Annotated in this window: 25 protein-coding genes and 2 pseudogenes; 18 read left to right on the top strand and 9 right to left on the bottom strand. The window is 68.9% G+C overall.

All coding sequences use genetic code 11. From position 1 onward, the window contains the following. Positions 1-25: 25 nt before the first annotated feature. The 5 genes from pgl to tkt are packed head-to-tail and all read right to left on the bottom strand — an operon-like array spanning position 26 to position 6667. Positions 26-811, bottom strand: coding sequence for a 6-phosphogluconolactonase (gene pgl / locus FHX80_RS03850; RefSeq protein ID WP_145762823.1), 786 nt, complete (start codon positions 809-811; stop codon positions 26-28). Further along, positions 808-1875: a glucose-6-phosphate dehydrogenase assembly protein OpcA gene (gene opcA, locus FHX80_RS03845; protein WP_145762822.1), complete on the bottom strand. Its 1068-nt coding sequence runs from the start codon at positions 1873-1875 to the stop codon at positions 808-810. The genes pgl and opcA overlap by 4 nt, the downstream gene beginning before the upstream one ends. Next, positions 1872-3404 carry a glucose-6-phosphate dehydrogenase gene (gene zwf, locus FHX80_RS03840; RefSeq protein WP_145762821.1) on the bottom strand — a complete coding sequence of 511 codons (1533 nt, stop codon included), beginning with the start codon at positions 3402-3404 and terminating at the stop codon, positions 1872-1874. The genes opcA and zwf overlap by 4 nt, the downstream gene beginning before the upstream one ends. 5 nt (positions 3405-3409) lie before the next feature. After that, the gene (gene tal / locus FHX80_RS03835; RefSeq protein WP_145762820.1) at positions 3410-4528 is read right to left on the bottom strand and encodes a transaldolase; all 1119 of its coding nucleotides are present in this window, start codon (positions 4526-4528) and stop codon (positions 3410-3412) included. A gap of 36 nt (positions 4529-4564) precedes the next feature. Next, positions 4565-6667, bottom strand: a complete 2103-nt coding sequence (tkt, locus tag FHX80_RS03830; RefSeq protein WP_145762819.1) for a transketolase — start codon at positions 6665-6667, stop codon at positions 4565-4567. Between the two features lie 505 nt (positions 6668-7172). On the opposite strand from tkt, the gene FHX80_RS03825 reads away from it, so the two are divergent. Both FHX80_RS03825 and FHX80_RS03820 read left to right on the top strand, forming a co-directional pair. Further along, positions 7173-8126, top strand: a complete 954-nt coding sequence (locus FHX80_RS03825) for a heme o synthase (protein WP_167523356.1) — start codon at positions 7173-7175, stop codon at positions 8124-8126. 97 nt (positions 8127-8223) lie between these two features. Beyond that, positions 8224-8580 (top strand): hypothetical protein, encoded by a 357-nt coding sequence (locus tag FHX80_RS03820; protein WP_145762818.1) that lies wholly within the window; start codon positions 8224-8226, stop codon positions 8578-8580. A gap of 196 nt (positions 8581-8776) precedes the next feature. Here the strand turns inward: FHX80_RS03820 and FHX80_RS03815 are convergent, their stop codons facing one another. The 3 genes from FHX80_RS03815 to FHX80_RS03805 all read right to left on the bottom strand — a co-directional run bounded on the left by FHX80_RS03815 (position 8777) and on the right by FHX80_RS03805 (position 11574). Beyond that, entirely contained in the window at positions 8777-9787 is a 1011-nt protein-coding gene (locus tag FHX80_RS03815; protein ID WP_145762817.1) for a COX15/CtaA family protein, read from the bottom strand. A 75-nt stretch (positions 9788-9862) separates the two neighbouring features. Then, positions 9863-10630 carry an ABC transporter permease gene (locus tag FHX80_RS03810; protein WP_145762816.1) on the bottom strand — a complete coding sequence of 256 codons (768 nt, stop codon included), beginning with the start codon at positions 10628-10630 and terminating at the stop codon, positions 9863-9865. After that, positions 10627-11574, bottom strand: coding sequence for an ABC transporter ATP-binding protein (locus FHX80_RS03805; RefSeq protein WP_145762815.1), 948 nt, complete (start codon positions 11572-11574; stop codon positions 10627-10629). Before FHX80_RS03805 ends, FHX80_RS03810 begins: the two co-directional genes overlap by 4 nt. Before the next feature lie 134 nt (positions 11575-11708). On the opposite strand from FHX80_RS03805, the gene FHX80_RS03800 reads away from it, so the two are divergent. The 14 genes and pseudogenes from FHX80_RS03800 (at position 11709) to FHX80_RS03735 (ending at position 21845) form a co-directional block, all read left to right on the top strand. After that, a complete protein-coding gene (locus tag FHX80_RS03800) occupies positions 11709-12449 on the top strand; it encodes a helix-turn-helix transcriptional regulator (RefSeq protein ID WP_145762814.1) in 741 nt (246 codons plus the stop codon). Beyond that, positions 12446-13867, top strand: coding sequence for a Fe-S cluster assembly protein SufB (gene sufB / locus FHX80_RS03795; protein ID WP_145762813.1), 1422 nt, complete (start codon positions 12446-12448; stop codon positions 13865-13867). Before FHX80_RS03800 ends, sufB begins: the two co-directional genes overlap by 4 nt. Before the next feature lie 65 nt (positions 13868-13932). Then, positions 13933-15114, top strand: coding sequence for a Fe-S cluster assembly protein SufD (sufD, locus tag FHX80_RS03790; protein WP_145762812.1), 1182 nt, complete (start codon positions 13933-13935; stop codon positions 15112-15114). Continuing rightward, complete coding sequence (locus FHX80_RS03785) at positions 15114-15431, top strand: bifunctional 3-phenylpropionate/cinnamic acid dioxygenase ferredoxin subunit (protein ID WP_145762811.1); 318 nt, start codon at positions 15114-15116, stop codon at positions 15429-15431. Before sufD ends, FHX80_RS03785 begins: the two co-directional genes overlap by 1 nt. A 7-nt stretch (positions 15432-15438) precedes the next feature. Beyond that, positions 15439-16203, top strand: a complete 765-nt coding sequence (gene sufC, locus FHX80_RS03780) for a Fe-S cluster assembly ATPase SufC (RefSeq protein ID WP_145762810.1) — start codon at positions 15439-15441, stop codon at positions 16201-16203. Continuing rightward, on the top strand, positions 16200-17468 hold the full coding sequence (locus FHX80_RS03775; RefSeq protein ID WP_145762809.1) for a cysteine desulfurase: 1269 nt from the start codon (positions 16200-16202) through the stop codon (positions 17466-17468). The genes sufC and FHX80_RS03775 overlap by 4 nt, the downstream gene beginning before the upstream one ends. 20 nt (positions 17469-17488) lie before the next feature. Beyond that, on the top strand, positions 17489-17944 hold the full coding sequence (gene sufU, locus FHX80_RS03770; RefSeq protein ID WP_167523355.1) for a Fe-S cluster assembly sulfur transfer protein SufU: 456 nt from the start codon (positions 17489-17491) through the stop codon (positions 17942-17944). Next, positions 17941-18279 (top strand): metal-sulfur cluster assembly factor, encoded by a 339-nt coding sequence (locus FHX80_RS03765; protein ID WP_056783575.1) that lies wholly within the window; start codon positions 17941-17943, stop codon positions 18277-18279. Before sufU ends, FHX80_RS03765 begins: the two co-directional genes overlap by 4 nt. A 143-nt stretch (positions 18280-18422) precedes the next feature. Beyond that, positions 18423-18710: pseudogene (locus FHX80_RS03760) on the top strand (hypothetical protein); the annotation flags it as partial. 212 nt (positions 18711-18922) lie between these two features. Beyond that, positions 18923-19192, top strand: a pseudogene (locus FHX80_RS35435) (Scr1 family TA system antitoxin-like transcriptional regulator); the annotation flags it as partial. After that, complete coding sequence (locus FHX80_RS03750) at positions 19189-19398, top strand: DUF397 domain-containing protein (RefSeq protein ID WP_145762808.1); 210 nt, start codon at positions 19189-19191, stop codon at positions 19396-19398. The pseudogene FHX80_RS35435 and the gene FHX80_RS03750, both read left to right, overlap by 4 nt. Positions 19399-19832: 434 nt before the next feature. Next, positions 19833-20267, top strand: coding sequence for a VOC family protein (locus tag FHX80_RS03745; protein WP_145762807.1), 435 nt, complete (start codon positions 19833-19835; stop codon positions 20265-20267). Positions 20268-20407: 140 nt separating this feature from the next. Then, positions 20408-21121, top strand: a complete 714-nt coding sequence (locus FHX80_RS36325; protein WP_208764575.1) for an Lsr2 family DNA-binding protein — start codon at positions 20408-20410, stop codon at positions 21119-21121. 274 nt (positions 21122-21395) lie between these two features. Continuing rightward, complete coding sequence (locus FHX80_RS03735; protein WP_145762806.1) at positions 21396-21845, top strand: hypothetical protein; 450 nt, start codon at positions 21396-21398, stop codon at positions 21843-21845. A gap of 166 nt (positions 21846-22011) precedes the next feature. Here FHX80_RS03735 and FHX80_RS03730 read toward each other — a convergent pair whose 3' ends face one another. Continuing rightward, entirely contained in the window at positions 22012-23034 is a 1023-nt protein-coding gene (locus tag FHX80_RS03730) for a DUF7847 domain-containing protein (RefSeq protein WP_145762805.1), read from the bottom strand. Positions 23035-23258: 224 nt separating this feature from the next. Between FHX80_RS03730 and FHX80_RS03725 the strand changes: the two genes are divergently transcribed. Together FHX80_RS03725 and FHX80_RS03720 are read left to right on the top strand one after the other, a co-directional pair. Beyond that, the gene (locus tag FHX80_RS03725) at positions 23259-23579 is read left to right on the top strand and encodes a DMT family transporter (RefSeq protein WP_244318124.1); all 321 of its coding nucleotides are present in this window, start codon (positions 23259-23261) and stop codon (positions 23577-23579) included. Continuing rightward, positions 23579-24115 (top strand): TetR/AcrR family transcriptional regulator, encoded by a 537-nt coding sequence (locus tag FHX80_RS03720; protein ID WP_145762803.1) that lies wholly within the window; start codon positions 23579-23581, stop codon positions 24113-24115. The genes FHX80_RS03725 and FHX80_RS03720 overlap by 1 nt, the downstream gene beginning before the upstream one ends. The last annotated feature ends 109 nt before the right edge of the window (positions 24116-24224 follow it).

Here is a 24224-nt window from a genome sequence, read left to right as displayed (position 1 = left end):
TGCGGGCAGTGCTGCTGACGAACGATCAGGCCGACGCCGACGGATACAGGGCGCGCGGCAGCTGGGAGGCCGCCGCCGCGTCCAGCAGCCACAGCGTGCGGCTGCGTCCGTACGCGCCCGCCGCCGGGGCCTGGATCTCCCCGGCCCCCGACAGGGCGATGGCCGCGGCCTCCGCCTTGTCCTCGCCCGCCGCGAGCAGCCACACCTCGCGCGCCGCCCGGATGGCGGGCAGCGTGAGCGTGACCCGGACGGGCGGCGGCTTGGGCGCCCCGTGCACACCGACGACGGTGCGCTCGGTCTCCCGTACCGCGGGCAGCTCGGGGAAGAGCGAGGCGACATGCGTGTCCGGGCCGACGCCCAGCATCAGCACGTCGAACACCGGCACCGGACCGTGGTCCTCCGGACCGGCCGCGGCGGCCAGTTCGGCGGCGTACGCGGCCGCCGCGGCATCGACGTCCCGGCCGTGCGGCCCGTCCGACGCGGGCATCGCGTGCACCCGGGACGGGTCCAGCGGCACCGAGTCCAGCAGGGCCTTGCGGGCCTGCGTGACATTGCGTTCCGGATCGCCCTCCGGCAGGAACCGCTCGTCGCCCCACCACAGGTCGAGTCGCGACCAGTCGATCGCGTCCCGGGCGGGCGCCTCGGCGAGCGCGGCCAGCAGGCCGTTGCCGTTGCGTCCGCCGGTGAGGACCACCGAGGCGTGACCGCGTGAGGCCTGGGCGTCCACGACCTTCGTGATCAGCCGGGCCGCCGCGGCCTGGGCCATCAGCTCCTTGTCGCGGTGCACGACGAGCTGGGGGACGACGCTCACTTCGACGCCGCCTTCTTCGCCGCAGCCGCCTTCTTCGCCGCAGCCGCCTTCTTGGCGGCAGGAGCGGCGGGAGCGGCGGGAGCGGCGGCCGAGGCGGGCGCGGACCGGGCGGTGGCCGAGGCGGCCTTGGGCGCCGTCGCCTCCCCGAGCCGCTCCACGCCGAACTTCACCGAGGACTCGTAGGTGGGGTCCGGGTCGAGCCGGCGCAGCTCCTCGGCCAGCAGTTCCGCGGTCTCCCGGCGCTTGAGCGCCACCGCGCGGTCCGGCTGGCCCACCATGGAGAGCGTGGCCAGTGAACCGTCGGCCCGGTCCAGCACGATCGTGCCGTTCCCCGTCTCCATCCGGACGGCCGTCAGACCGGGGCCGCCGGAGTTCGTGCGCTCCACCGGAACCTGGAGCCGGTCCGCGAGCCACATGGCCAGCAGCTCGCAGCTCGGGTTCTCGGACTCGCCCTCGACCGATGCCGAGACGACGTCCACGGACTGCTGGTCGAGGGCGGCCGCCAGCATCGAGCGCCACGGTGTGATCCGGGTCCAGGACAGATCGGTGTCCCCGGGGGTGTACGACTTCGCGCGCACCGCCAGTTCGTCGCTCGGGTGCTCCGCCGAGTACGCGTCCGTGATCCGGCGCTGGGCGAGCGCGCCCAGCGGGTCCTTCGCCGGATCGGCGGGCGCCGCCTCGGGCCACCAGACCACGACCGGGGCGTCCGGCAGCAGCAGCGGAAGGACCACCGACTGCGCGTGGTTGGCCAGTTCGCCGTGCAGCCGCAGCACCACGGTCTCGCCGGTGCCCGCGTCGGAGCCGACCCGGACCTCGGCGTCCAGCCGGGCGTCGCGCCTGCTGCGCGGCGAACGGCTGACCCGCTTGATCACCGCGATGATCCGCGACGGGTGCTCGCGCGAGGCGTCGCCCGCCGACTTGAGGGCGTCGTACGCGTTCTCCTCGTCGGTGACGATGACCAGCGTGAGCACCATGCCGATCGCCGGGGTGCCGATGGCACGGCGGGCCGACACGAGCGCCTGGTTGATCTTGCTGGAAGTGGTTTCCGTGAGATCGATCTTCATGGCCGGCGCCAGCTCCGTCCGTCTCGTGCGAGCATCTCGTCGGCCTCGGCCGGGCCCCAGGTGCCCGACGAGTACTGCGCGGGCTTGCCGTGCTTGTCCCAGTACTCCTCGATCGGGTCGAGGATGTCCCAGGAGAGTTCGACCTCCTGGTGGCGGGGGAAGAGGTTGGCGTCGCCGAGCAGCACATCGAGGATGAGCCGCTCGTACGCCTCCGGGCTGGACTCCGTGAAGGACTCGCCGTAGGCGAAGTCCATCGTGACGTCCCGGACCTCCATCGAGGTGCCGGGCACCTTGGAGCCGAACCGCACGGTCACGCCCTCGTCCGGCTGGACCCGGATGACCAGGGCGTTACTGCCCAGCTCCTTGGTCGCCCCGGACTCGAAGGGCAGATACGGGGCGCGCTTGAAGACGATCGCGATCTCGGTGACCCGGCGGCCGAGCCGCTTCCCGGTACGGAGATAGAACGGCACACCCGCCCAGCGGCGGTTGTTGATGGTCAGCTTGATCGCGGCGAAGGTGTCGGTCTTCGACTTGGGGTCGATACCGTCCTCCTCCAGATAGCCGAGGACCTCCTCGCCGCCCTGCCACGCGTGTGCGTACTGGCCGCGCACGGTGTGCTTGCCCAGGTCGTCCGGCAGCTCGACGGCCGCGAGGACCTTGAGCTTCTCGGCGACCAGGGCCTTCGGGTGGAAGGAGCCGGGCTCCTCCATCGCGGTCAGCGCCAGCAGCTGGAGCAGGTGGTTCTGGATGACGTCACGGGCGGCGCCGATGCCGTCGTAGTAGCCGGCCCGGCCGCCGATGCCGATGTCCTCGGCCATCGTGATCTGGACATGGTCCACGTAACTACGGTTCCAGATCGGCTCGAACATCGTGTTGGCGAACCGCAGCGCCAGGATGTTCTGGACCGTCTCCTTGCCCAGGTAGTGGTCGATCCGGAAGACCTCGTTGGGCGGGAACACGTCGTGCACGAGCTGGTTGAGCTCCTGCGCGCTCTTCAGGTCGTGGCCGAAGGGCTTCTCGATGACGGCACGCCGCCAGGAACCCTCCTTCTGGTCGGCCAGCCCGTGCTTCTTGAGCTGCTGGACGACCTTGGGGAAGAACTTCGGCGGCACGGAGAGGTAGAAGGCGAAGTTGCCGCCCGTCCCCTGCGCCTTGTCGAGCTCCTGGATGGTCGCCTTCAGGGTCTCGAAGGCGTCGTCGTCGTCGAAGTTGCCCTGGACGAAGCGCATCCCCTGGATGAGCTGCTGCCAGACCTCTTCACGGAACGGGGTGCGGGCGTGCTGCTTGACGGCGTCGTGGACCTCTTGGGTGAAGTCCTCGTTCTGCCATTCGCGGCGCGCGAAACCGATGAGTGAGAAGCCCGGCGGCAGCAGGCCGCGATTGGCCAGGTCGTAGACGGCGGGCATCAGCTTTTTACGGGACAAATCGCCCGTGACGCCAAAGATGACCAGGCCCGACGGCCCCGCGATACGCGGGAGCCGTCGGTCCTGGGCGTCACGGAGCGGGTTGGCTCCGGGAACACCAGACAAAGTGGTCAGCCCTCCGAAGGGGCGAGGCGCTTGAGTTCCGCCTCGGTCGAGTTGAGCAGGTCGATCCAGGACGCCTCGAACTTCTCGACGCCCTCGTCCTCGAGGATCTGGACGACGTCGTCGTACGAGATGCCGAGCTTGCCGATGGCGTCGAGCTCGGTGCGGGCCTGCTCGTAGGTGCCGGCGATGGTGTTGCCGGTGATCTGTCCGTGGTCCGCGGTGGCGTCCAGGGTGGCCTCGGGCATGGTGTTCACCGTGCCGGGGGCGACCAGGTCGTCCACGTACAGGGTGTCCTTGTACGCGGGGTCCTTCACGCCGGTGGAGGCCCACAGCGGGCGCTGCTTGTTGGCGTGCGCCTTGTCGAGGGCGTCCCAGCGCTCGCCGGCGAAGACCTCCTCGTAGGCCTCGTAGGCCAGGCGCGCGTTGGCGAGGGCGGCCTTGCCCTTCAGTGCCTTGGCCTCGTCGGTGCCGATCGCGTCGAGCCGCTTGTCGATCTCGGAGTCGACACGGGAGACGAAGAACGAGGCCACCGAGTAGATCTTGGAGAGGTCCAGGCCCGCGGCCTTCGCCTTCTCCAGGCCCGCCAGGTAGGCGTCCATCACCGCGCGGTAGCGCTCCAGCGAGAAGATCAGCGTGACGTTGACGCTGATGCCCTTGCCGATGACCTCGGTGATCGCCGGCAGACCGGCCTTCGTCGCCGGGATCTTGATGAGCGTGTTCGGCCGGTCCACCAGCCAGGCCAGCTGCTTGGCCTCGGCGACGGTGGCGTCCGTGTGGTGCGCCAGGCGCGGGTCCACCTCGATGGAGACCCGGCCGTCCTGGCCCTCCGTGGCGTCGAAGACCGGACGCAGGATGTCGGCGGCGTCACGTACGTCCGCCGTCGTGATCATGCGGATGGCCTCGTCGACCGTGACCTTGCGGGTGGCGAGGTCGGTGAGCTGCTGCTCGTACCCGTCGCCCGCGGAGATCGCCTTCTGGAAGATCGACGGGTTGGTGGTGACACCCACCACGTGCTGCTGGTCGATCAGCTCGGCGAGGTTGCCCGAGGTGATCCGCTTGCGCGACAGGTCATCGAGCCAGATCGCCACGCCCTCGTCGGAGAGGCGCTTGAGTGCGTCTGTCATGAGAATTGCATCTCCTACTAGTGTCGTATAACGGCGTCAGCGCGCGGCGGCCGCGAGGGATTCCCGAGCGGCGGCGGCAACGTGCTCGGCGGTGAAGCCGAACTCGCGGAAGAGGACCTTCGCGTCGGCCGAGGCACCGAAGTGCTCCAGCGAGACGATCCGGCCGGCGTCCCCGACATAACGGTGCCAGGTCAGGCCGATGCCCGCCTCGACGGCGACCCGGGCCTTCACGGCCGGCGGCAGGACGCTGTCCTTGTACGCCTGGTCCTGCTCCTCGAACCACTCGACCGACGGCATCGACACCACACGGGTCGGGATGCCGGCGGACTGCAGCTCCTCGCGCGCCCCGACGGCGAGCTGGACCTCGGAACCGGTGCCGATGAGGACGACCTGGGGCGCCGCGCCGTGCCCGTCGGACGTCTCCGCGTCGAAGAGCACGTAGCCGCCCTTGGCCGCGTCCTCGTTCGCCTCGTACGTCGGCACGCCCTGCCGAGTCAGCGCCAGGCCGTGCGGGGCGCCCTTGCCGAACACCTTGGTGTAGCGGCGCAGGATCTCGCGCCAGGCGATGGAGGTCTCGTTGGCGTCGGCCGGGCGGACGATGTTCAGGCCTGGGATGGCGCGCAGCGAGGCCAGGTGCTCCACCGGCTGGTGGGTCGGGCCGTCCTCGCCGAGACCGATCGAGTCGTGCGTCCACACGTACGTCACCGGCAGGTGCATCAGCGCGGACAGCCGCACGGCGTTGCGCATGTAGTCGGAGAACACCAGGAAGGTGCCGCCGTAGATGCGGGTGTTGCCGTGCAGCGCGATGCCGTTCATGGTCGCGGCCATGGCGTGCTCGCGGATGCCGAAGTGGATCGTGCGGCCGTACGGGTCCGCGCCCGGCAGCGGGTTGCCGGCCGGGAGGAACGACGACGACTTGTCGATCGTGGTGTTGTTCGAGCCCGCGAGGTCGGCGGAGCCGCCCCACAGCTCGGGCACGATGTCGCCGAGCGCCTGGAGCACCTTGCCGGAGGCGGCGCGGGTGGCGACGCCCTTGCCGGGCTCGAAGACGGGGAGCTTGTCCTCCCAGCCCTTGGGCAGCTCGCCCGCGCTGATGCGGTCGAACTCAGCGGCGCGCTCCGGGTTGGCGGTGCGCCACGCGGCGAAGGTCTTCTCCCACTCGGCCTTGGCCTCACGGCCGCGGTCCAGCGCCTCACGGGTGTGCGTGATGACCGCGTCGGAGACCTCGAAGGACTTCTCGGGGTCGAAGCCGAGCACGTTCTTGATCGCGGCGACCTCTTCGTCGCCGAGCGCGGAGCCGTGCGAAGCCTCGGTGTTCTGGGCGTGCGGGGCGGGCCAGGCGATGATCGAACGGGCCGCGATGAACGACGGGCGTCCGGTCTCGGCCTTGGCGGCCAGCAGTGCCTTGTACAGACCCGCCGGGTCCAGGTCGCCGTTGGGCTGCTGCACGACGCGCTGGACGTGCCAGCCGTACGCCTCGTAGCGCTTCAGGGTGTCCTCGGAGACCGCGGTCTCCGTGTCGCCCTCGATGGAGATGTGGTTGTCGTCCCAGAGCAGGACCAGGTTGCCCAGCTTCTGGTGCCCGGCCAGCGAGGACGCCTCCGCGGAGATGCCCTCCTGGAGGCAGCCGTCACCGGCGATGGCCCACACCATGTGATCGAAGGGGGAGGTGCCGGGGGCCGCCTCCGGGTCGAACAGGCCGCGCTCGTAGCGGCTGGCCATGGCCATGCCCACGGCGTTGGCGACACCCTGGCCCAGCGGGCCGGTGGTCGTCTCGACGCCTGTGGTGTGGCCGTACTCCGGGTGCCCCGGGGTCTTCGAGCCCCAGGTGCGGAAGGCCTTCAGGTCATCGAGCCCCAGGCCGTAGCCGGCCAGGTAGAGCTGGATGTACAGGGTCAGGCTGGTGTGGCCCGCAGAGAGTACGAACCGGTCGCGACCGGTCCAGTCCGCGTCGGCGGGGTCGTGCCGCATCACCTTCTGGAAGAGGGTGTACGCGGCGGGAGCCAGGCTCATGGCCGTACCCGGGTGGCCGTTTCCGACCTTCTGTACGGCGTCCGCGGCGAGAACGCGGACGGTGTCCACGGCCCGCTGGTCCAATTCGGTCCACTGGAGGTCTGTGGTGGTCGGCTTGGTGCTCACCCTGAGTCAGGGCTCCTCTCCACTGTTGTAAACCGGTGACTGTGACCGCACCGGGCGTTGTCGAGCCTACCCTCGTCGCTACCCGGGATTTCCGGGTATTCCCAGGGTGCGGGCGGCCTGTCGAATTCGCCTCCCGTATGAGCGCACGGGCTCACCGATGCGCCACTCCGATGAGCACGGGGACCCACTCCTGAGGGCTCCGACGAGCGCGCCGGAACACCCCTGAGCCGGGCCTGCGGACGCCCGGGAACCCCGGCGTGTCCCCCGGACGAGCGAGGCCCCCGCGCGGGTGCCGCGGAGGCCTGGCGCGCGGGCGTCGCACCGGCGCTCCGTACGGGTGTCGCACCGGACCTCCGCGCGGGTGTCGCGGAGGCCTTCCGCGCCACATCAACACGACCCCACCCCCGCGAAGAACGGCGTGTCCCCAACGTCTACAGTGGTCTGGTTCGCGCAAGTCTTTACCGGGCCCTCACACCCGGAGCTTGCTGGGATTTCTCTGTCAGGGGTGTGCGTGACGGCCGTCGAGTCCCGACCCGCAGGGGTCGCCTTGACTCCGAGCCCAGGGGGCCATCGCCCATTCGGGGCCCGTGTCAAGGCATTCGTGGCACTGACCAAGCCTCGGATCATCGAGCTGTTGCTGATCACCACTGTTCCGGTGATGTTCCTGGCCGCTCAGGGTGTACCCGACCTGTGGCTCGTGCTCACTACCACCATCGGCGGCTACCTGTCCGCCGGCGGTGCCAATGCACTGAACATGTACATCGACCGCGACATCGACGCGTTGATGGACCGTACGTCGCAGCGACCGCTGGTCACCGGCATGGTGAGCCCGCGCGAGTGCCTGGCCTTCGGTATCGCCCTCGCGGTGATCTCGACGGTCTGGTTCGGGCTGCTGGTGAACTGGCTGTCGGCCGCGCTGTCGCTCGGCGCGCTGCTCTTCTACGTCGTCGTGTACACGATGCTGCTGAAGCGCCGCACGTCGCAGAACATCGTCTGGGGCGGTATCGCGGGCTGCATGCCGGTCCTCATCGGCTGGTCGGCCGTGACGAACTCGATGTCCTGGGCCGCGGTGATCCTCTTCGCCGTCATCTTCTTCTGGACGCCGCCGCACTACTGGCCGCTCTCCATGAAGGTGAAGGACGACTACGCACGGGTCGGTGTCCCGATGCTTCCCGTCGTTGCCTCCAACCGGGTGGTGGCCCGCCAGATCGTGCTCTACAGCTGGGTCATGGTCATCGTCTCGCTGCTGCTGACCCCGCTGGGCTACACCGGCTGGTTCTACACGGCTGTGGCGTTGCTCACCGGTGGCTTCTGGCTCTGGGAGGCGCACGGTCTGCAGAGCCGGGCCAAGGCCGGAGCGGCCGGGGCCAAGCTCAAGGAGATGCGGCTGTTCCACTGGTCGATCACCTATGTGTCGCTGCTGTTCGTCGCCGTCGCGGTGGACCCCTTCCTGAGGTAGTCCGCCCCTTCGACTTCCGCCGACGGGCGGGACACGTGGCCCACGCCACGTGTCCCGCCCGTCGCCAGTTGATCTACCCGTCGGTAGCATCCTGTTCATGGCAGAGACGGCGGAGACCCAGCAGGTGGACGGCAAGCAGGCGGCGCGCGCGGAGCGCAGGGCGGCCCGGCTGGCCAAGCAGATCGGTGCCTTCGCGAGGGCCCACGGCGGCGCCGAGGGGCAGCTCGCCTACATGGGACAGACGGGCACCCGCATCGTCCTCGTCGGCGAGGACGGCGGCTGGGGTGATCTCGTCGCCCCGTCGTACGCGGTCGCCGAGAGCGCCACGCGGAAGTCCGGAATCACGATGCACGAGACCTTCGACGGCGAGTTCGCCGCCAAGGTGCGCACCGGTCCGTACGAGTGGACGCGGATGGCCGGCATGCAGATCGGCGGCCCGGCCAACAAGGCCTGAGAGTCGACAGGGCCTGAGGTCAGCAAGGCCCGAGGGCCGAACAGGCTGAACAGGGAGCGTGTCGCGCTCGGTCAACGGGTGGCGACCGCCCGCCGGTCCCGGTGCGGGTCAGGCCGCACAAGGAACCGGAGAACGGCCCGGTCCGCACCCCCGAGCGGGGGGCGCGGACCGGGCCGTTCGCTTGCCGGCGGCGGACTCAGGCCGTCGCCGGCTCCGGCTGCTCGGCCACCGGGCCGGGCACCGACGCGACGTCCACCGGCCGCTCGCGCAGCGACAGCAGCACGCGCAGCACGCCGATCCACACCAGGCACGAGCCGAGCATGTGCAGCCCGACCAGGATCTCCGGCGTGTCCGTGAAGTACTGGACGTAACCGATCACGCCCTGGGCCATCAGGATCAGGAAGAGGTCACGGGCGCGGTGCAGCGGGCCGACGGGCGCGTCGACGGCCTTCAGGACGAACCAGAGCGCGACGGTCAGCGCCACCACGACCCAGGCCAGATCGGCGTGCAGCTGCGCGATCATCTTCCAGTCGATCGGGATGCGGTGGACGTCGCTGGAGTCACCGGCGTGCCGGCCGGCTCCCGTGACCACCGTGCCGACCGCGATCAGCAGCCCGGCCGCGACCACCAGCAGCCAGGTCAGCTGCGAGACCGCCTTGCCGACCAGCGGGCGCGGTTCCGTGTCGCCCTCCCGGACCCGGTGCCAGGTCAGCAGGGCGATCGTGAGCAGCGCGGTGGAGAGCAGGAAGTGCGCCGCGACGGTGTACGGGTTGAGGCCGACCAGGACCACGATGCCGCCGAGCACGGCGTTGCTCATGACCACCCAGAACTGCGCCCAGCCGAGCCGGGTGAGGCTGCGCCGCCACGGCTTCGCGGACCGGGCGGCGATGATCGCCCACCCGACCGCGGCGCACAGGACGTACGTCAGCATCCGGTTGCCGAACTCGATGACGCCGTGGAAGCCCATCTCGCTCGTCGCCGTCAGGCTCTCGTCGGTGCACTTGGGCCAGGTCGGGCAGCCGAGACCGGAACCGGTCAGCCGCACCGCACCGCCGGTGACGACGATGGCGACGGCCATCACGACGGCCGACATCGCCGCACGGCGGACCGTCCGGGGGGACGGCGTCCAGCGTTCGGCGATGTACTGAAGCGGGTTTCGCACGGCTTGAGCGACTTCGGCTCGGGTCAGCTTGGGCACGGGCACCATCGTAGGCGGCCGCTTGTGCAAGCTTTCACGAGGGGGACGAGATACCCCGAACCGCAACGGAGCGCGATCGGTGACTTACTCCCAGCGGAAGAACCGCGCCGCCGCGCCGAGGCCCAGCACCGCCCAGACGGCCAGGATCCCGAGGTCGCCCCACGGCATCGCCGCACCGTGCTGGAGCACGTCCCGCAGGCCGTCCGACAAGGCCGCGATCGGCAGCAGCCCCAGCACCGACTGCACGGCGTCCGGGAACTTGTCGAGCGGCACGATGACCCCGCCGCCGACCAGCAGCAGCAGGAACACCAGGTTGGCCGCGGCGAGCGTCGCCTCCGCCTTCAGCGTCCCGGCCATCAGCAGCCCCAGCCCGGAGAACGCCGCGGTGCCGAGCACGAGCAGCAGCAGGACGGCGAACGGGTTTCCGTGCGGCGACCAGCCCAGCGCGAACGCGATCACCGTCAGCAGCACCACCTGGAGCACCTCGGTGACCAGCACGGCCAGGGTCTTGGCGGTCATCAGCGCCCAGCGGGGCAGCGGGGACGCGCCGAGCCGCTTGAGCACCCCGTACCGCCGCTCGAAGCCGGTCGCGATGGCCTGGCCGGTGAAGGCCGTGGACATCACGGCGAGCGCGAGGATGCCGGGGGTCAGGAAGTCGACCGACGCGCCCGAGCCGGTGTCCACGATGTCGACCGAGCCGAACAGCACCAGCAGCAGGGTCGGGATGACCACTGTCAGCAGCAGCTGCTCGCCGTTGCGCAGCAGCATCCGCGTCTCCAGCGCCGTCTGCGCGGCGATCATGCGCGGCAGCGGGGCCGCTCCCGGCCGGGGGGTGTACGTACCGGCGCTCATGCGCGCAGCTCCTTGCCGGTCAGTTCGAGGAAGACGTCCTCCAGGGTGTGGCGCTCGACGGAGATGCCGGAGGGCATCACACCGTTCTGCGCACACCAGGAGGTCACGGTGGCCAGCAGCTGCGGGTCGACCTGGCCCGTGATGCGGTACGTGCCCGTGCTGAGCTCGGCCGCCTCGCTGCCGTCGGGCAGTGCCTTCAGCAGGGAGTCGAGATCGAGACCGGGGCGGCCGGTGAAGCGCAGGGTGTTCTCGGCGCCGCCGCGGCAGAGCGTCTCCGGGCTGCCCTGGGCGATGAGCCGGCCCGCGTCGATGATCGCCACGTCGTCGGCGAGCTCCTCGGCCTCGTCCATGAAGTGGGTGGTGAGCACGACGGAGACGCCGTCGGCGCGCAGTTCCCGTACGAGGTCCCAGGTGGAGCGGCGCGCCTGCGGGTCGAGGCCCGCGGTCGGCTCGTCGAGGAAGACCAGTTCGGGGCGGCCCACGACGGCCATCGCCAGGGCGAGCCGCTGCTGCTGGCCGCCGGAGAGCCGCCGGTAGCCGGTGCGGCCGCAGCCGCCCAGGCCCAGGCGCTCGATCAGGGCGTCCACGTCCAGCGGGTGGGCGTGCAGTTTCGCCATGTGGCGGAGCATCTCGTCGGCGCGTGCGCCGGAGTAGACGCCGCCGGACTGGAGCATCACGCCGATCCGGGGGCGGAGCCGCGCCGCGTCGGCGACGGGGTCGAGGCCGAGGACCCGGACCGTCCCCTCATCCGGACGGCGGTACCCCTCGCAGGTCTCGATCGTGGTGGTCTTCCCGGCACCGTTGGGGCCGAGGACCGCGGTGACCGTACCGGCGCCCATGCACAGGTCGAGGCCGTCCACCGCCGTCCTGTCGCCGTACCGCTTCACCAGGCCACGGACCTGGACGGCCGGGCCGGACGGGGGTGGGGCGGGCTCGCTCTTCATGGGCGGTAAGTCTAGGCAGCCATTCCCGGGCCCCCGTCCCGGGGCTTGATTAGGTAACCCTAAGTGATTGATTCCACGGAGATCGTTTCTGACCGTGGTTGTCAGAGCCGGATGAATTACGCAACAATGGCGTTGTGAAATACGTTGGCGAGGCTCCGCAGGAGGAACTCGCGACCGGTGAGCGTTCGACGCGTAACCGGATCGCGCGCTCCGTCCTGGACCACGGCCCGTCCACCGCCGCCGATCTGGCGAAGCGCCTGGGACTGACCCAGGCCGCTGTCCGCCGCCAGCTCGACGCCCTCGTCTCCGACGATGTCGTCGAGGCCCGTGAACAGCGGGTGTACGGGGCGCGGACCCGTGGCCGCCCGGCCAAGGTGTTCGCCCTGACCGACTGCGGCCGGGACGCCTTCGACCAGTCCTATGACGCGCTCGCAGCGGACGCCCTGCGCTGGATCGCCGAGACCTCGGGCGACGAAGCGGTCATGGCGTTCGCCCGTGCCAGGGTCGCCGACCAGTCGGCGCCCTACCGCGTGGCGGTCGACGCCGCGGCCCCCGAGACTCGTACGGAGGCGTTGGCCAAGGCCTTGTCCGCCGACGGGTACGCTGCTACGGCGCGTAGCGCGCCGGGCCCGCAGCAGGGCGAGCAGCTGTGCCAGCACCACTGCCCGGTGGCACACGTCGCCGAGCAGTACCCGCAGCTGTGCGAGGCGGAGACGGAGATCTTCTCCAGCCTCCTGGGGACCCATGTGCAGCGTCTCGCCACGATCGCCCACGGCGACGGGGTGTGTACGACCTACATCCCGCGCAGCGGTCACCCCACCTCACAGACCACTGATTCAGCATCTGCAAGCAAGCCCGGGAGGAACCCCGCATGACGCTCCCTACGGAGACTGCCCACCCTGAGCTCGATGGCCTGGGCACGTACGAATTCGGCTGGGCCGACTCCGACGCGGCAGGCGCGGCGGCCAAGCGCGGCCTCTCCGAGGCTGTCGTCCGCGACATCTCGGACAAGAAGAACGAGCCCGAGTGGATGCTGAAGCTGCGGCTCAAGGGCCTCAAGCTCTTCGGCAAGAAGCCCATGCCGAACTGGGGCTCGGACCTGTCGGGCATCGATTTCGACAACATCAAGTACTTCGTGCGGTCGACGGAGAAGCAGGCGGAGTCCTGGGAGGACCTGCCCGAGGACATCAAGAACACGTACGACAAGCTCGGTATCCCGGAGGCGGAGAAGCAGCGCCTCGTCGCCGGTGTCGCCGCGCAGTACGAGTCCGAGGTCGTCTACCACCAGATCAACGAGGAGCTGGAGGCGCAGGGTGTCATCTTCATGGACACCGACACCGCGCTGAAGGAGCACCCGGAGCTCTTCAAGGAGTACTTCGGCACCGTCATCCCGGTCGGCGACAACAAGTTCGCTTCGCTGAACACGGCCGTGTGGTCCGGTGGCTCGTTCATCTACGTGCCGAAGGGCGTGCACGTGGAGATCCCGCTCCAGGCCTACTTCCGTATCAACACGGAGAACATGGGCCAGTTCGAGCGGACGCTGATCATCGTCGACGAGGACGCCTACGTCCACTACGTCGAGGGCTGCACCGCGCCGATCTACTCCTCGGACTCCCTGCACTCCGCGGTCGTCGAGATCATCGTGAAGAAGGGCGGCCGCTGCCGCTACACGACGATCCAGAACTGGTCGAACAACGTCTACAACCTGGTCACCAAGCGCGCCGTCGCCTACGAGGGCGCGACCATGGAGTGGGTCGACGGCAACATCGGCTCCAAGGTCACCATGAAGTACCCGGCCATCTACCTGATGGGCGAGCACGCCAAGGGCGAGACCCTGTCCATCGCCTTCGCGGGCGAGGGCCAGCACCAGGACGCCGGCGCCAAGATGGTCCACATGGCCCCGAACACCTCGTCCAACATCGTCTCCAAGTCGGTGGCACGAGGCGGCGGCCGCACCTCCTACCGCGGTCTGATCGAGATCGGCGAGGGCGCGCCGGGCGCGAAGTCCAACGTGCTCTGTGACGCGCTGCTGGTCGACACGATCTCCCGCTCCGACACCTACCCCTACGTGGACGTCCGTGAGGACGATGTGTCGATGGGGCACGAGGCGACCGTCTCCAAGGTCTCCGAGGACCAGCTCTTCTACCTGATGAGCCGCGGTATGACGGAGTTCGAGGCAATGGCGATGATCGTGCGCGGCTTCGTCGAGCCGATCGCGAAGGAACTCCCGATGGAGTACGCCCTTGAGCTCAACCGGCTGATCGAGCTGCAGATGGAGGGTTCGGTCGGCTAGTACGACGCCGACGACCGAATCCCCCTGACACCTGTCTGACTGAGAAAGCGAGCACTACGACAGCCATGGCTGAGGCTCAGAATATTCCGGCGGGCTCCACCACCGCCGGGTCCATCGCGGTGGCCGCCGAGTCGACCGTCGCCACGCGCATGAGCGCGCCCCCGTCCTTCGACGTCGCGGACTTCCCGGTCCCGCACGGCCGCGAGGAGGAGTGGCGGTTCACACCGCTGGAGCGGCTGCGCGGGCTGCACGACGGCACGGCCGTCGCCAACGGCGGCGGCGTGAAGGTCGCGGTCGAGGCCCCCTCGGGCGTCACGGTCGAGACCGTCGGCCGCGACGACGCCCGGCTGGGCAGGGCCGGTACGCCGGTGGACCGGGTGGCCGCGCAGGCCTACTCGTCCTTCGAGCAGGCCTCCGTCGTCACCGTCGCCAAGGAGGCCGTGCTCTCCGAGCCGATCCGGATCGCGGTGCACGGCGAGGGCGGGGTGGCCTACGGCCACCAGGTCATCGAGCTGGGTGCCTTCGCCGAGGCCGTCGTCGTCATCGACCACACCGGTGACGCGGTGCTCGCCGCCAACGTCGACTACGTCCTGGGCGACGGCGCGAAGCTGACCGTCGTCTCCGTCCAGGACTGGGACGAGAGCGCCGTCCACGTGGGCCAGCACAACGCGCTGGTCGGCCGGGACGCCTCCTTCAAGTCCATCGTCGTCACCTTCGGCGGCGACCTCGTCCGGATCCACCCGCGGGTCGCCTACGCGGGCCCCGGCGGCGAGGCCGAACTCTTCGGTCTGTACTTCACCGACAAGGGCCAGCACCAGGAGCACCGCCTCCTGGTCGACCACAACGCCCCGCACTGCAAGTCCGACGTGGCCTACAAGGGCGCGCTGCAGGGCGACGGCGCACACGCCGTGTGGATCGGCGACGTCCTGATCCAGGCCCGTGCCGAGGGCACCGACACCTACGAGATGAACCGCAACCTGGTTCTCACCGACGGTGCGCGGGTCGACTCGGTGCCGAACCTGGAGATCGAGACCGGCGAGATCGTCGGCGCCGGCCACGCCTCCGCGACCGGCCGCTTCGACGACGAGCAGCTGTTCTACCTGCAGTCCCGCGGTATCCCGGCCGAGGAGGCCCGCCGCCTCGTCGTGCGCGGCTTCTTCGCCGAACTGGTGCAGAAGATCGGCCTGCCGGATGTCGAAGCCCGTCTCCTCGACAAGATCGAGACCGAGCTGAAGGCGTCGGTCTGATGGCCTTCGTCAAGGTCTGTGCGCTGAGCGAGCTGGAGGACGACACCCCCAAGCGGGTGGAGCTCGACGGCACGCCGGTGTCGATCGTCCGCACCGAGGGCGAGGTGTTCGCGATCAACGACGTCTGCTCGCACGCGAACGTCTCGCTGTCCGAGGGCGAGGTCGAGGACTGCATGATCGAGTGCTGGCTGCACGGATCGAGCTTCGACCTGCGCACCGGCAAGCCTTCCGGCCTTCCCGCGACGCGCCCCGTCCCCGTATACCCCGTCAAGATCCAAGGGGACGATGTGCTCGTCTCCGTCACACAGGAGACCTGAGTCACCCATGGCAACGCTTGAAATCCACGACCTGCACGTCACCGTCGAGGCCGACAACGCCACGAAGGAGATCCTCAAGGGCGTCAACCTGACCGTGAAGCAGGGCGAGACCCACGCCATCATGGGCCCCAACGGGTCCGGCAAGTCCACCCTCGCGTACTCCCTCGCGGGTCACCCCAAGTACACGATCACCGGCGGCACGGTGACCCTGGACGGCGAGAACGTCCTGGACATGACCGTCGACGAGCGCGCCCGCGCCGGTCTGTTCCTCGCCATGCAGTACCCGGTCGAGATCCCCGGTGTCTCGGTCTCCAACTTCCTGCGTACCTCCGCCACCGCCGTCCGCGGCGAGGCGCCCAAGCTGCGTACCTGGGTGAAGGAGGTCAAGGGGGCGATGGCCGAGCTCCAGATGGACCCCGCCTTCGCCGAGCGCAACGTCAACGAGGGCTTCTCCGGCGGTGAGAAGAAGCGTCACGAGATCCTTCAGCTGGAGCTGCTCAAGCCGAAGATCGCGATCCTCGACGAGACGGACTCCGGTCTGGACGTCGACGCGCTGAAGACCGTCTCCGAGGGCGTCAACCGGGTACGTGAGTCCGGCGAGGTCGGCACGCTGCTGATCACGCACTACACCCGCATCCTCAAGTACATCAAGCCCGACTTCGTGCATGTCTTCGCCAACGGCCGCATCGCCGCCTCCGGTGGCGCCGAGCTCGCCGACACACTGGAGAACGAGGGCTACGAGGCCTACACGAAGGGTGGCGCTTCCGCGTGACTGACGCCCGACAGGGGCTCTCCGGCCTCCTCGACACCGAGGCGATCCGCAAGGACTTCCCGATCCTGGACCGCACGGTCCACGACGGCAAGAAGATCGTGTACCTGGACAGCGCTGCGACCTCGCAGAAGCCGCGCCAGGTGCTTGATGCCCTCAACGAGTACTACGAGCGGCACAACGCGAATGTGCACCGCGGTGTGTACACGATCGCGGAGGAGGCCACGGCGCTCTACGAGGGCGCCCGTGACAAGGTCGCCGCGTTCATCAACGCGCCCAGTCGCAACGAGGTGATCTTCACCAAGAACGCCTCGGAGTCGCTCAACCTCGTGGCCAACATGCTCGGCTGGGCGGATGAGCCCTACCGGGTCGACCACGAGACCGAGATCGTCACCACGGAGATGGAGCACCACTCCAACATCGTGCCGTGGCAGCTGCTCTCGCAGCGCACCGGCGCGAAGCTGAAGTGGTTCGGCATCACCGACGACGGCCGGCTCGACCTGTCCGACATCAACGAGATCATCACCGAGAAGACGAAGATCGTCTCCTTCACGCTGGTCTCGAACATCATGGGCACGATAAACCCGGTCGAGCAGATCGTCCGGCGCGCCCAGGAAGTCGGCGCGCTGGTCTGCATCGACGCCTCGCAGGCAGCCCCGCACATGGTGCTCGACGTGCAGGCGCTGCAGGCCGACTTCGTGGCCTTCACCGGCCACAAGATGGTCGGACCGACCGGCATCGGAGTGCTCTGGGGACGGCAGGAGCTCCTGGAGGACCTGCCGCCGTTCCTCGGTGGCGGCGAGATGATCGAGACCGTGTCGATGCACTCGTCGACGTACGCCCCGGCGCCGCACAAGTTCGAGGCCGGTACGCCCCCGATCGCCCAGGCCGTAGGCCTCGGCGCGGCCGTGGACTACCTCTCGGCGATCGGCATGGAGAACATCCACCGGCACGAGCAGGCGATCACCGAGTACGCGGTGAAGCGCCTCCTGGAGGTCCCGGACCTCAGGATCATCGGGCCGGCCACCGCCGAGGACCGCGGGGCCACGATCTCCTTCACGCTCGGCGACATCCATCCGCACGATGTGGGTCAGGTGCTCGACGAGCTGGGCATCGCGGTCCGGGTCGGACACCACTGCGCACGGCCGGTCTGCCTGCGGTTCGGAATTCCTGCGACGACGCGAGCGTCGTTCTATCTGTACTCCACGCCCGCCGAGGTCGACGCCCTGGTGGACGGTCTGGAACACGTCCGGAACTTTTTCGGTTAGACAGCGGCGAGGGTTGACTGGTGAAGCTTGATTCCATGTACCAGGAAGTGATCCTGGACCACTACAAGCACCCCCAAGGGCGCGGCCTGCGGGACGGCGACGCCGAGGTGCATCACGTCAATCCGACGTGCGGTGACGAGATCACGTTGCGGGTGCGGTACGACGGCGAGACCATCGCTGATGTGAGTTACGAGGGCCAGGGCTGCTCCATCAGCCAGGCCAGCGCCTCCGTGCTGTACGAGCTGCTGGTCGGCAAGGAACTGGGCGAGGCGCAGAAGATCCAGACCGCGTTCCTGGAGCTGATGCAGTCCAAGGGACAGCTGGAGCCGGACGATGCGATGGAGGACGTACTGGAGGACGCGGTCGCGTTCGCCGGTGTCTCCAAGTACCCGGCCCGGGTCAAATGCGCGCTGCTGAGCTGGATGGCGTGGAAGGACGCGACGGCGAAGGCGCTGTCCGAAGGGAAGACCGCATGAGCGACAACGAGACTCTCACCACGAAGCCGGCCTCCGAGGAGGAGGTCCGCGAGGCGCTGTACGACGTCGTCGACCCCGAGCTGGGTATCGACGTCGTCAACCTGGGCCTGATCTACGGCATCCACGTGGACGATGCCAACATCGCCACCCTCGACATGACCCTGACGTCCGCGGCCTGCCCGCTGACCGATGTCATCGAGGACCAGGCGAAGTCCGCGACCGACGGCATCGTCAACGAGCTCCGGATCAACTGGGTCTGGATGCCGCCGTGGGGCCCGGACAAGATCACGGACGACGGCCGCGAGCAGCTGCGCGCGCTGGGCTTCAACGTCTGAGCGACACCTGGTGAGGTGTACGTGAGTGTGACGTGTGCGTGAGAGTGACGCGTGCGTGTGAACGGCCCCCGGCTCGCGCCGGGGGCCGTTCCGCGTTGTTCGTCCGCCGTATCCCCGACAGCCGCCTGTCGTTGGCACGAGAAACCGGCTCCTCGGACAGCTCGGCCGCCGTCGACGTCGGCGGAGGCTACGCGGTGGTCGCCGACGACGAGTCCAACGTCCCGCGCCTGTACGACCGTTCGTCGTCCGGCGCACCTGTCCGGACCTGGGACCTCTCCTCGAAGCTCGGCGTGTCCAAGGAGATCGACATCGAGGCCGCGGCCCGGGTCGGGAACACGGTCTACTGGACGGGTTCGCTGGGCAACAACAAGGACGGCAAGTACAAGTCCGACCGCAACACCGTCTTCACGACGACGGTGAGCGGCTCCGGCGGCGGCCTGGTGCCGCTTACGCAACACGCGGCAGTCGGTCGCCCTGCTCTCGTCTCTCTCGCTCCGGGCCACGGCTTCGGCCAGATCGAGTTCCTGGCAGTCCCGACACTCGGCGTTGCTGTCGGGGGTCATGTCACTTCCCCCCGGCTCCGGGCGTTCTCGTACGCGGTACGGGCGCTGAGCCGCTCATCGCGGGTGGCGGGGCGGACGCTGTGGAGTTTTCGGAGCTGCCGAACACTGTGCTTCAAGTCGCTCCGTTCGACATGGGCGTTCGTCGCCCGATGACGCTGCCGGTGACTGTGCTCACGATGCCTGACCGCTCGCTCATGTCGTACGCGGAGTCCGCCAATCGGGGACACCTTGAGCGAGACAGCGTATCGGTACTGCCCCTATTGACGGACCACCATCAACTGCAGGCTGAAGCGCTGCCCCGGGCGGCGTCCGTGGCCATGATTAGCCAGTTACGAAAGGGCAACCCGTGACGAACGAATCCCCCCGTTGGTTCAAGTCCTCATTCAGCGAGAACGGTGGCCAGTGCGTTGAGGTTGCCACCAACCTCGTCGCCCCGCGTGGAGTGGTCCCCGTCCGTGACTCCAAGAACCCGGTCGGCCCGGTCCTGAACGTCGCCGCCGGTTCGTTTGCTTCCTTCGTGGCGGGCGTCAAGCTCGGAGAGTTCGGCACCGTCTGACCGCTCGACAGATGCCCCGTCTTGCACTGGTTTCAGCAGGGCGGGGCCGGGTGCGGCCGCCTTGCCAGAGAGTGATGCGGGCGAGATTCGGCGTTGCAGGATCTCGCTGCTCGCGGCATGGGAACAGCTCTGACCAGTGGGTTTCTGAGCTGTCTCAGCTCCTGTCCACGTACCCGTGTCTCAGTTCCGTGCATTTCTTCAGAACCGGATCGGATGGCCGATGGGCCAGCGAAGTCGGGCCGTGATGCTCTCGCCGGGCGCCGTCCCGGACTTCGTCGTGCTCCTCTTGGGTGAGCTGCTCCGGACCGTGGCTTTCCCACTGCGAAACAGGCAGTTCCGCGATGAGTTCGTACTTCTGACTCAAGGCGCTCGATCTGTGCGGCGCTGACGCCCTGGGGGTTTCGCTGAGTAGCACGCGCCAATAGGGTGGCCCGGTGATGTCGATCAAGAAGTTCCAAGTCACCTTCGACTGCGCAGAACCTGAGCGCCTCGCTCGTTTCTGGTGCGAGGTGTTGGGGTACGTCGTACCGCCGCCACCGGAGGGGTTCGCCACTTGGGACGATTACAAGCGCTCGCTGCCGGCTGAGGAGCAGGACGCATGGTTCGCCTGCAGTGATCCCTCAGGTGTGGGCCCGCGGCTGTACTTCCAGCGCGTCCCCGAAGGGAAGGCTGCCAAGAACCGGGTGCATCTTGACGTGCGGGTCGGCACCGGACTCGTCGGTGAAGAGCGCCTCGCCGCACTTGAGGCAGAGTGCGCACGACTGGTCCCGCTCGGCGCGGTACACGTGCAAACGCTGTACGCCGATGACGACAACGAGTCGTGCATCCCGATGCAGGACATCGAGGGCAACGAGTTCTGTATCGACTGAGAGGGCCGTGAACGCGCCCTCGTGCGGTCCTGCCGTCCTGCGGGTCCTTGCCACGCGCCACTGGATGAGGTGACGGCAACACTGGTGGAGCAAAGTGATTTGCCTTGGTCTGCGCATTTTGTCGGGGGAGGAGATCACACGTGAGTGAAACTCCGATGCACGAGGCAGGAGACGTACGAGAGGCGTGGGGCCGGGTAACTGCGTGGCTTGAACGGAACGACCCTGAAGCTCTCGCTGCGCTCGGCGGCCCGGGGAGCGATGCGGCCATTGGCGAAGCCGAACTGCGCATGGGTCTGAAGCTGCCGGGGGAGATGCGGCAGTGGCTGCTGGCGAACGACATCGATGCCGACGGGCAACCTGATGGCCATTCGTGCCTGGTGGAGCTGGGGTGCGAGGTGGACATCCCCGGCGGCCATCTCCTTCTTGGTCTGACGGACATACAGCGGGTCTACCTCAGTCAGATGGGCTTGGAGGAGATGCGGCCGTCCGCAGACCTCGACCATCCGTTCTGGCGTCGCGAGTGGGTGCCGATCGCCGCGGAGCGCGACGGTCTCTACGGGACGTTTCTGGACACGCTCAACGGAACCATCGGGACGTGGGCTGAAGCCCACGGTCCCGAGGAGGGCGTATACGCCTCGTTGTTCGCTTTCTTCCAAGAGGCGGCGGACCGGCTGGAAGGGGTCTCCTCGGGAGACTGGAGAGGCCCCGGCAAGTCTGCTGGACCCCGTGAATTCGATCCCCGTCCGGAGGGCGGACCGATACGCCTTTGGGCACGCACCAACGGCTATCTCGTAAATGATCGTGGGCGTATCCCTGCGGAAATCCGCGAGGCCTACGAGATGTCACAGAGGTGAGCACCAGCTCCGGCTGTGCCGCTCAACGACCATTGGCTGGTCACAGCCATTCGTTGATCGTGGCAACGAGGAAGGTGACTCCGGCGGCCCGGTGTACACCGTCGATGGCATCGGACGCACCTTCGCCAAGGGCATCATTTCCGGCGGCGGCGGCGGGGGTGATGGCGACGACAACAGCGGCGGTTTCTTCGACCCGTGTCGGCTGTACTTCGCCCCTTCACCGATATCGGGCCGGCCAACAGGGCCTTCCCCGGCACAGTAGCGAGGTATTGATATGCGCCGTGCTCTCCTCGCCCCGCTGCTGGTGGTGGCCCTGACCGGATGCTCGGTCTTCGGCCGGGACGCACCGTGCCGGCAGGCCGACGCGGACTCACAGGTGTCCGCGGTGTGGCGGCCCGCCGACTTCGGCGGCCAGGATGAGATGAAGATCCGGCTGTGCGTGGACGACAGCTGCGAGGAGAAGGCATCGGGCAACCCCGATGACCCCTTCACCTTGTTGACGGTCCGACTCCCCGACGACGTCGGCGCGACCACCGTGCCGGTACGACTCACCGTAACCTCCGCGAAGAGCGGTGACACGGTCGTCGAGGACAGCACCCGGGCCAAGCTGACGGAGCAGCACCCCAACGGCACCTCCTGCCCGCTCACGGCATGGACGGCGACGTTCCGTGCCCACCCCGAAAAGGGCCTCAGCTCCCCCAAGGGAATGAAGCTCCAGGGCTGAGCACCCTGCGCCAGGCGCCCGCCCCCCGGCACGACCGGAAGGGGCGGGCGCTTTGCGTCGAGCCCTGGGACGTGTTCCAGGTTCGGATCATGTCGGTCGGAGGTCGCGGACGCGAGGACGCCCCTGTGGAGCTTGAACCCTGGTGCCTGCCCGGTGGGAGACGCCCTCAGCCCGTGTACTGCGGCGGCACCGCGGCCGCCTCGGCGAGGACCGGGCCCAGGTTCTCGGTGCGGATGCGCCGGTCCACGTACAGCAGCCCGGTCACCAGCGGCGGGAAGATGGCCACGATCAGCTGGCTGATCAGCTGGCCGATCGCCACGGCCACCAGATAGCCACTCATGGCGACGATGATCGAGGCCGGGTTCGGGTGGTCGCCCAGGTTCGCCGAGCCGAGCGAGCCCGAGAACATGCCGATGAACGAGAACGGCAGCTGGATCACGTAGCTCGCGGCCCCCGCGACGGCGCCTGCCAGCAGGCTGATCCCGAAGATCCGCCACCAGTCACCGCGCACCAGCAGGGACGAGCGGCGCATCGCGGCGATGGGTCCCTGGTTCTCGAAGACCGCGGCCGAGGGGGCCAGGCTGAACTTCACCCAGAGCCAGACCGCCAGCGGTGCCGTCGCCAGGGCGCCGAGGATGCCGATAACGATCAGTGTCACCGAGATGCCGTCACCGCTGTCCCTGCTGACCACGCCGATGATCAGCGCGACAGCGCCGGCCCAGGCGAGCAGGATCGGGATCATCGCGATAGCCCAGGTCAGGAACACCGTTCCGATCACGGCGGGCACCCGTGACCAGGCGCGTCGCCAGACGGCGGAGAAAGTGGCCGGCCGGCCCAGGACGGCTTCCTGGAGGACCGCCGGTACGGCCGCGTACATCATGGCCGTGGACAGCACGCCCATGATCAGGCACACCAGCGCGGTCGAGCAGAGGGCGATCACTACCGGTGCCCAGTCCTCGGTCCTGACTTTGTCGTCGGCGCTGAGCGAGAAGATCCGGTCCAGATGACCCGCGGTGGCCGAGTACGCGATCGCGAGCGTCGCCGCGACCACGGCCAACGCCCCGCCGTACACGGCCGCGCCGATGGCGAACAACTGCTTGGCGTATCGGCCCACGGTGGCGAACGCACCGTTGAATATGTCCCCGAGCCTCAGCGGCCCCAGGGGTATCACCCCCGGTTTGGGCGGCATCCAGCCACCGCCCCAGCCGCCCCAACCGGGCCCCCAACCGGGCGGCCCTCCGGGAGGTCCCCCGTACGGCGCGCCCTCGTACTGCCCGCCGCCCCACCCTGCGTCCTGCGCCACTGCTGCTCCGTCGGTCAGTCGATCATGTACATGGACGGACCACGGTAGCGCCCCTCGTGCCCGCGTGACCCCTGGCGGTTCCGCACCCGTCGATGCGTACACTCGTACACATGGGATATGGACTGCTGGCCGCGGCCATCGCGGCCGAGGTGGCCGGGACGACCGCCATGAAGTACAGCGAGGGGTTCACCCGGCTCTGGCCCTCACTGATCACCGTCGTCGGCTATCTCCTCGCCTTCTCGCTGCTCGCCCAGACCCTCAAGACCATGTCGATGGGCACGGCCTACGCGATCTGGGCCGGCATCGGGACCGCCGCCGTCGCCGTCATAGGGATGCTGTTCATGGGGGAGTCCGGCAACCTGGTCAAGGTGGCGGGCATCGCGCTGGTCATCGCCGGTGTGGTGGTGCTCAACCTGGGCGGTGCGCACTGATGGTGCGGCGTTACGACCCCGAGCGGCGTGCCCGGATCATCGACGCGGCGATCCGGGTGGTCGGTGCCAAGGGGATCGCCGGGCTCAGTCACCGCTCCGTCGCGGCCGAGGCCGATGTGCCGCTCGGCTCGACGACGTACCACTTCGCCTCGCTGGACGAGCTGCTGATCGCCGCGCTGCGCCGGTCGAACGAGAACTTCGCCGGGCTCATGCGGGAGAGCCGGGCCCTCACCGACCCGGCCGCCGACCTCCCGGCCGAACTCGCCCGGCTGCTGGGCGAGTTCTTCGGCGCCGACCGCGGCCGGGCGGAGCTGGAGTACGAGCTCTACCTCGCCGCCCTGCGCAGGCCCGCGCTGCGTCCGGTCGCCGCCGAGTGGACCGACGACACGGCCGGACTCCTCGCGGCGCGCACCGATCCGGCCACCGCGCGGGCCCTGGTCGCGCTGATGGACGGGATCTGTCTCCAGGTCCTGCTCACCGGCGGGGTCTACGACGAGGCGTACGCACGGGAGATGCTGGGCCGGATCGCCGGCTGACCGCGCCCGCCCGGGGCCGGACCGCGTCCGTCACCGCCGGGACAGCTCACCGAGCCGGCGCGCGACGGCCGACGCGGCCGTGACGCCGGACCCCGGATGACGCGATCCG

Source organism: Streptomyces brevispora (assembly GCF_007829885.1).
Taxonomy (GTDB): Bacteria; Actinomycetota; Actinomycetes; order Streptomycetales; family Streptomycetaceae; genus Streptomyces; species Streptomyces brevispora.
Note: the sequence above shows the minus strand (reverse complement) of the source record. Positions and strands in the feature narration are given on the sequence as shown.

Excerpts from the sequence above, each read along its gene's own strand:
- opcA (WP_145762822.1), bottom strand. The coding sequence starts at position 1,875 with ATGAAGATCGATCTCACGGAAACCACTTCCAGCAAGATCAACCAGGCG.
- tal (WP_145762820.1), bottom strand. The coding sequence starts at position 4,528 with ATGACAGACGCACTCAAGCGCCTCTCCGACGAGGGCGTGGCGATCTGG.
- FHX80_RS03820 (WP_145762818.1), top strand. The coding sequence starts at position 8,224 with ATGGCAGAGACGGCGGAGACCCAGCAGGTGGACGGCAAGCAGGCGGCG.
- FHX80_RS03815 (WP_145762817.1), bottom strand. The coding sequence starts at position 9,787 with ATGGTGCCCGTGCCCAAGCTGACCCGAGCCGAAGTCGCTCAAGCCGTG.
- FHX80_RS03810 (WP_145762816.1), bottom strand. The coding sequence starts at position 10,630 with ATGAGCGCCGGTACGTACACCCCCCGGCCGGGAGCGGCCCCGCTGCCG.
- FHX80_RS03805 (WP_145762815.1), bottom strand. The coding sequence starts at position 11,574 with ATGAAGAGCGAGCCCGCCCCACCCCCGTCCGGCCCGGCCGTCCAGGTC.
- sufB (WP_145762813.1), top strand. The coding sequence starts at position 12,446 with ATGACGCTCCCTACGGAGACTGCCCACCCTGAGCTCGATGGCCTGGGC.
- sufD (WP_145762812.1), top strand. The coding sequence starts at position 13,933 with ATGGCTGAGGCTCAGAATATTCCGGCGGGCTCCACCACCGCCGGGTCC.
- FHX80_RS03785 (WP_145762811.1), top strand. The coding sequence starts at position 15,114 with ATGGCCTTCGTCAAGGTCTGTGCGCTGAGCGAGCTGGAGGACGACACC.
- sufC (WP_145762810.1), top strand. The coding sequence starts at position 15,439 with ATGGCAACGCTTGAAATCCACGACCTGCACGTCACCGTCGAGGCCGAC.
- FHX80_RS03765 (WP_056783575.1), top strand. The coding sequence starts at position 17,941 with ATGAGCGACAACGAGACTCTCACCACGAAGCCGGCCTCCGAGGAGGAG.
- FHX80_RS03735 (WP_145762806.1), top strand. The coding sequence starts at position 21,396 with ATGCGCCGTGCTCTCCTCGCCCCGCTGCTGGTGGTGGCCCTGACCGGA.
- FHX80_RS03730 (WP_145762805.1), bottom strand. The coding sequence starts at position 23,034 with ATGCCGCCCAAACCGGGGGTGATACCCCTGGGGCCGCTGAGGCTCGGG.
- FHX80_RS03725 (WP_244318124.1), top strand. The coding sequence starts at position 23,259 with ATGGGATATGGACTGCTGGCCGCGGCCATCGCGGCCGAGGTGGCCGGG.
- FHX80_RS03720 (WP_145762803.1), top strand. The coding sequence starts at position 23,579 with ATGGTGCGGCGTTACGACCCCGAGCGGCGTGCCCGGATCATCGACGCG.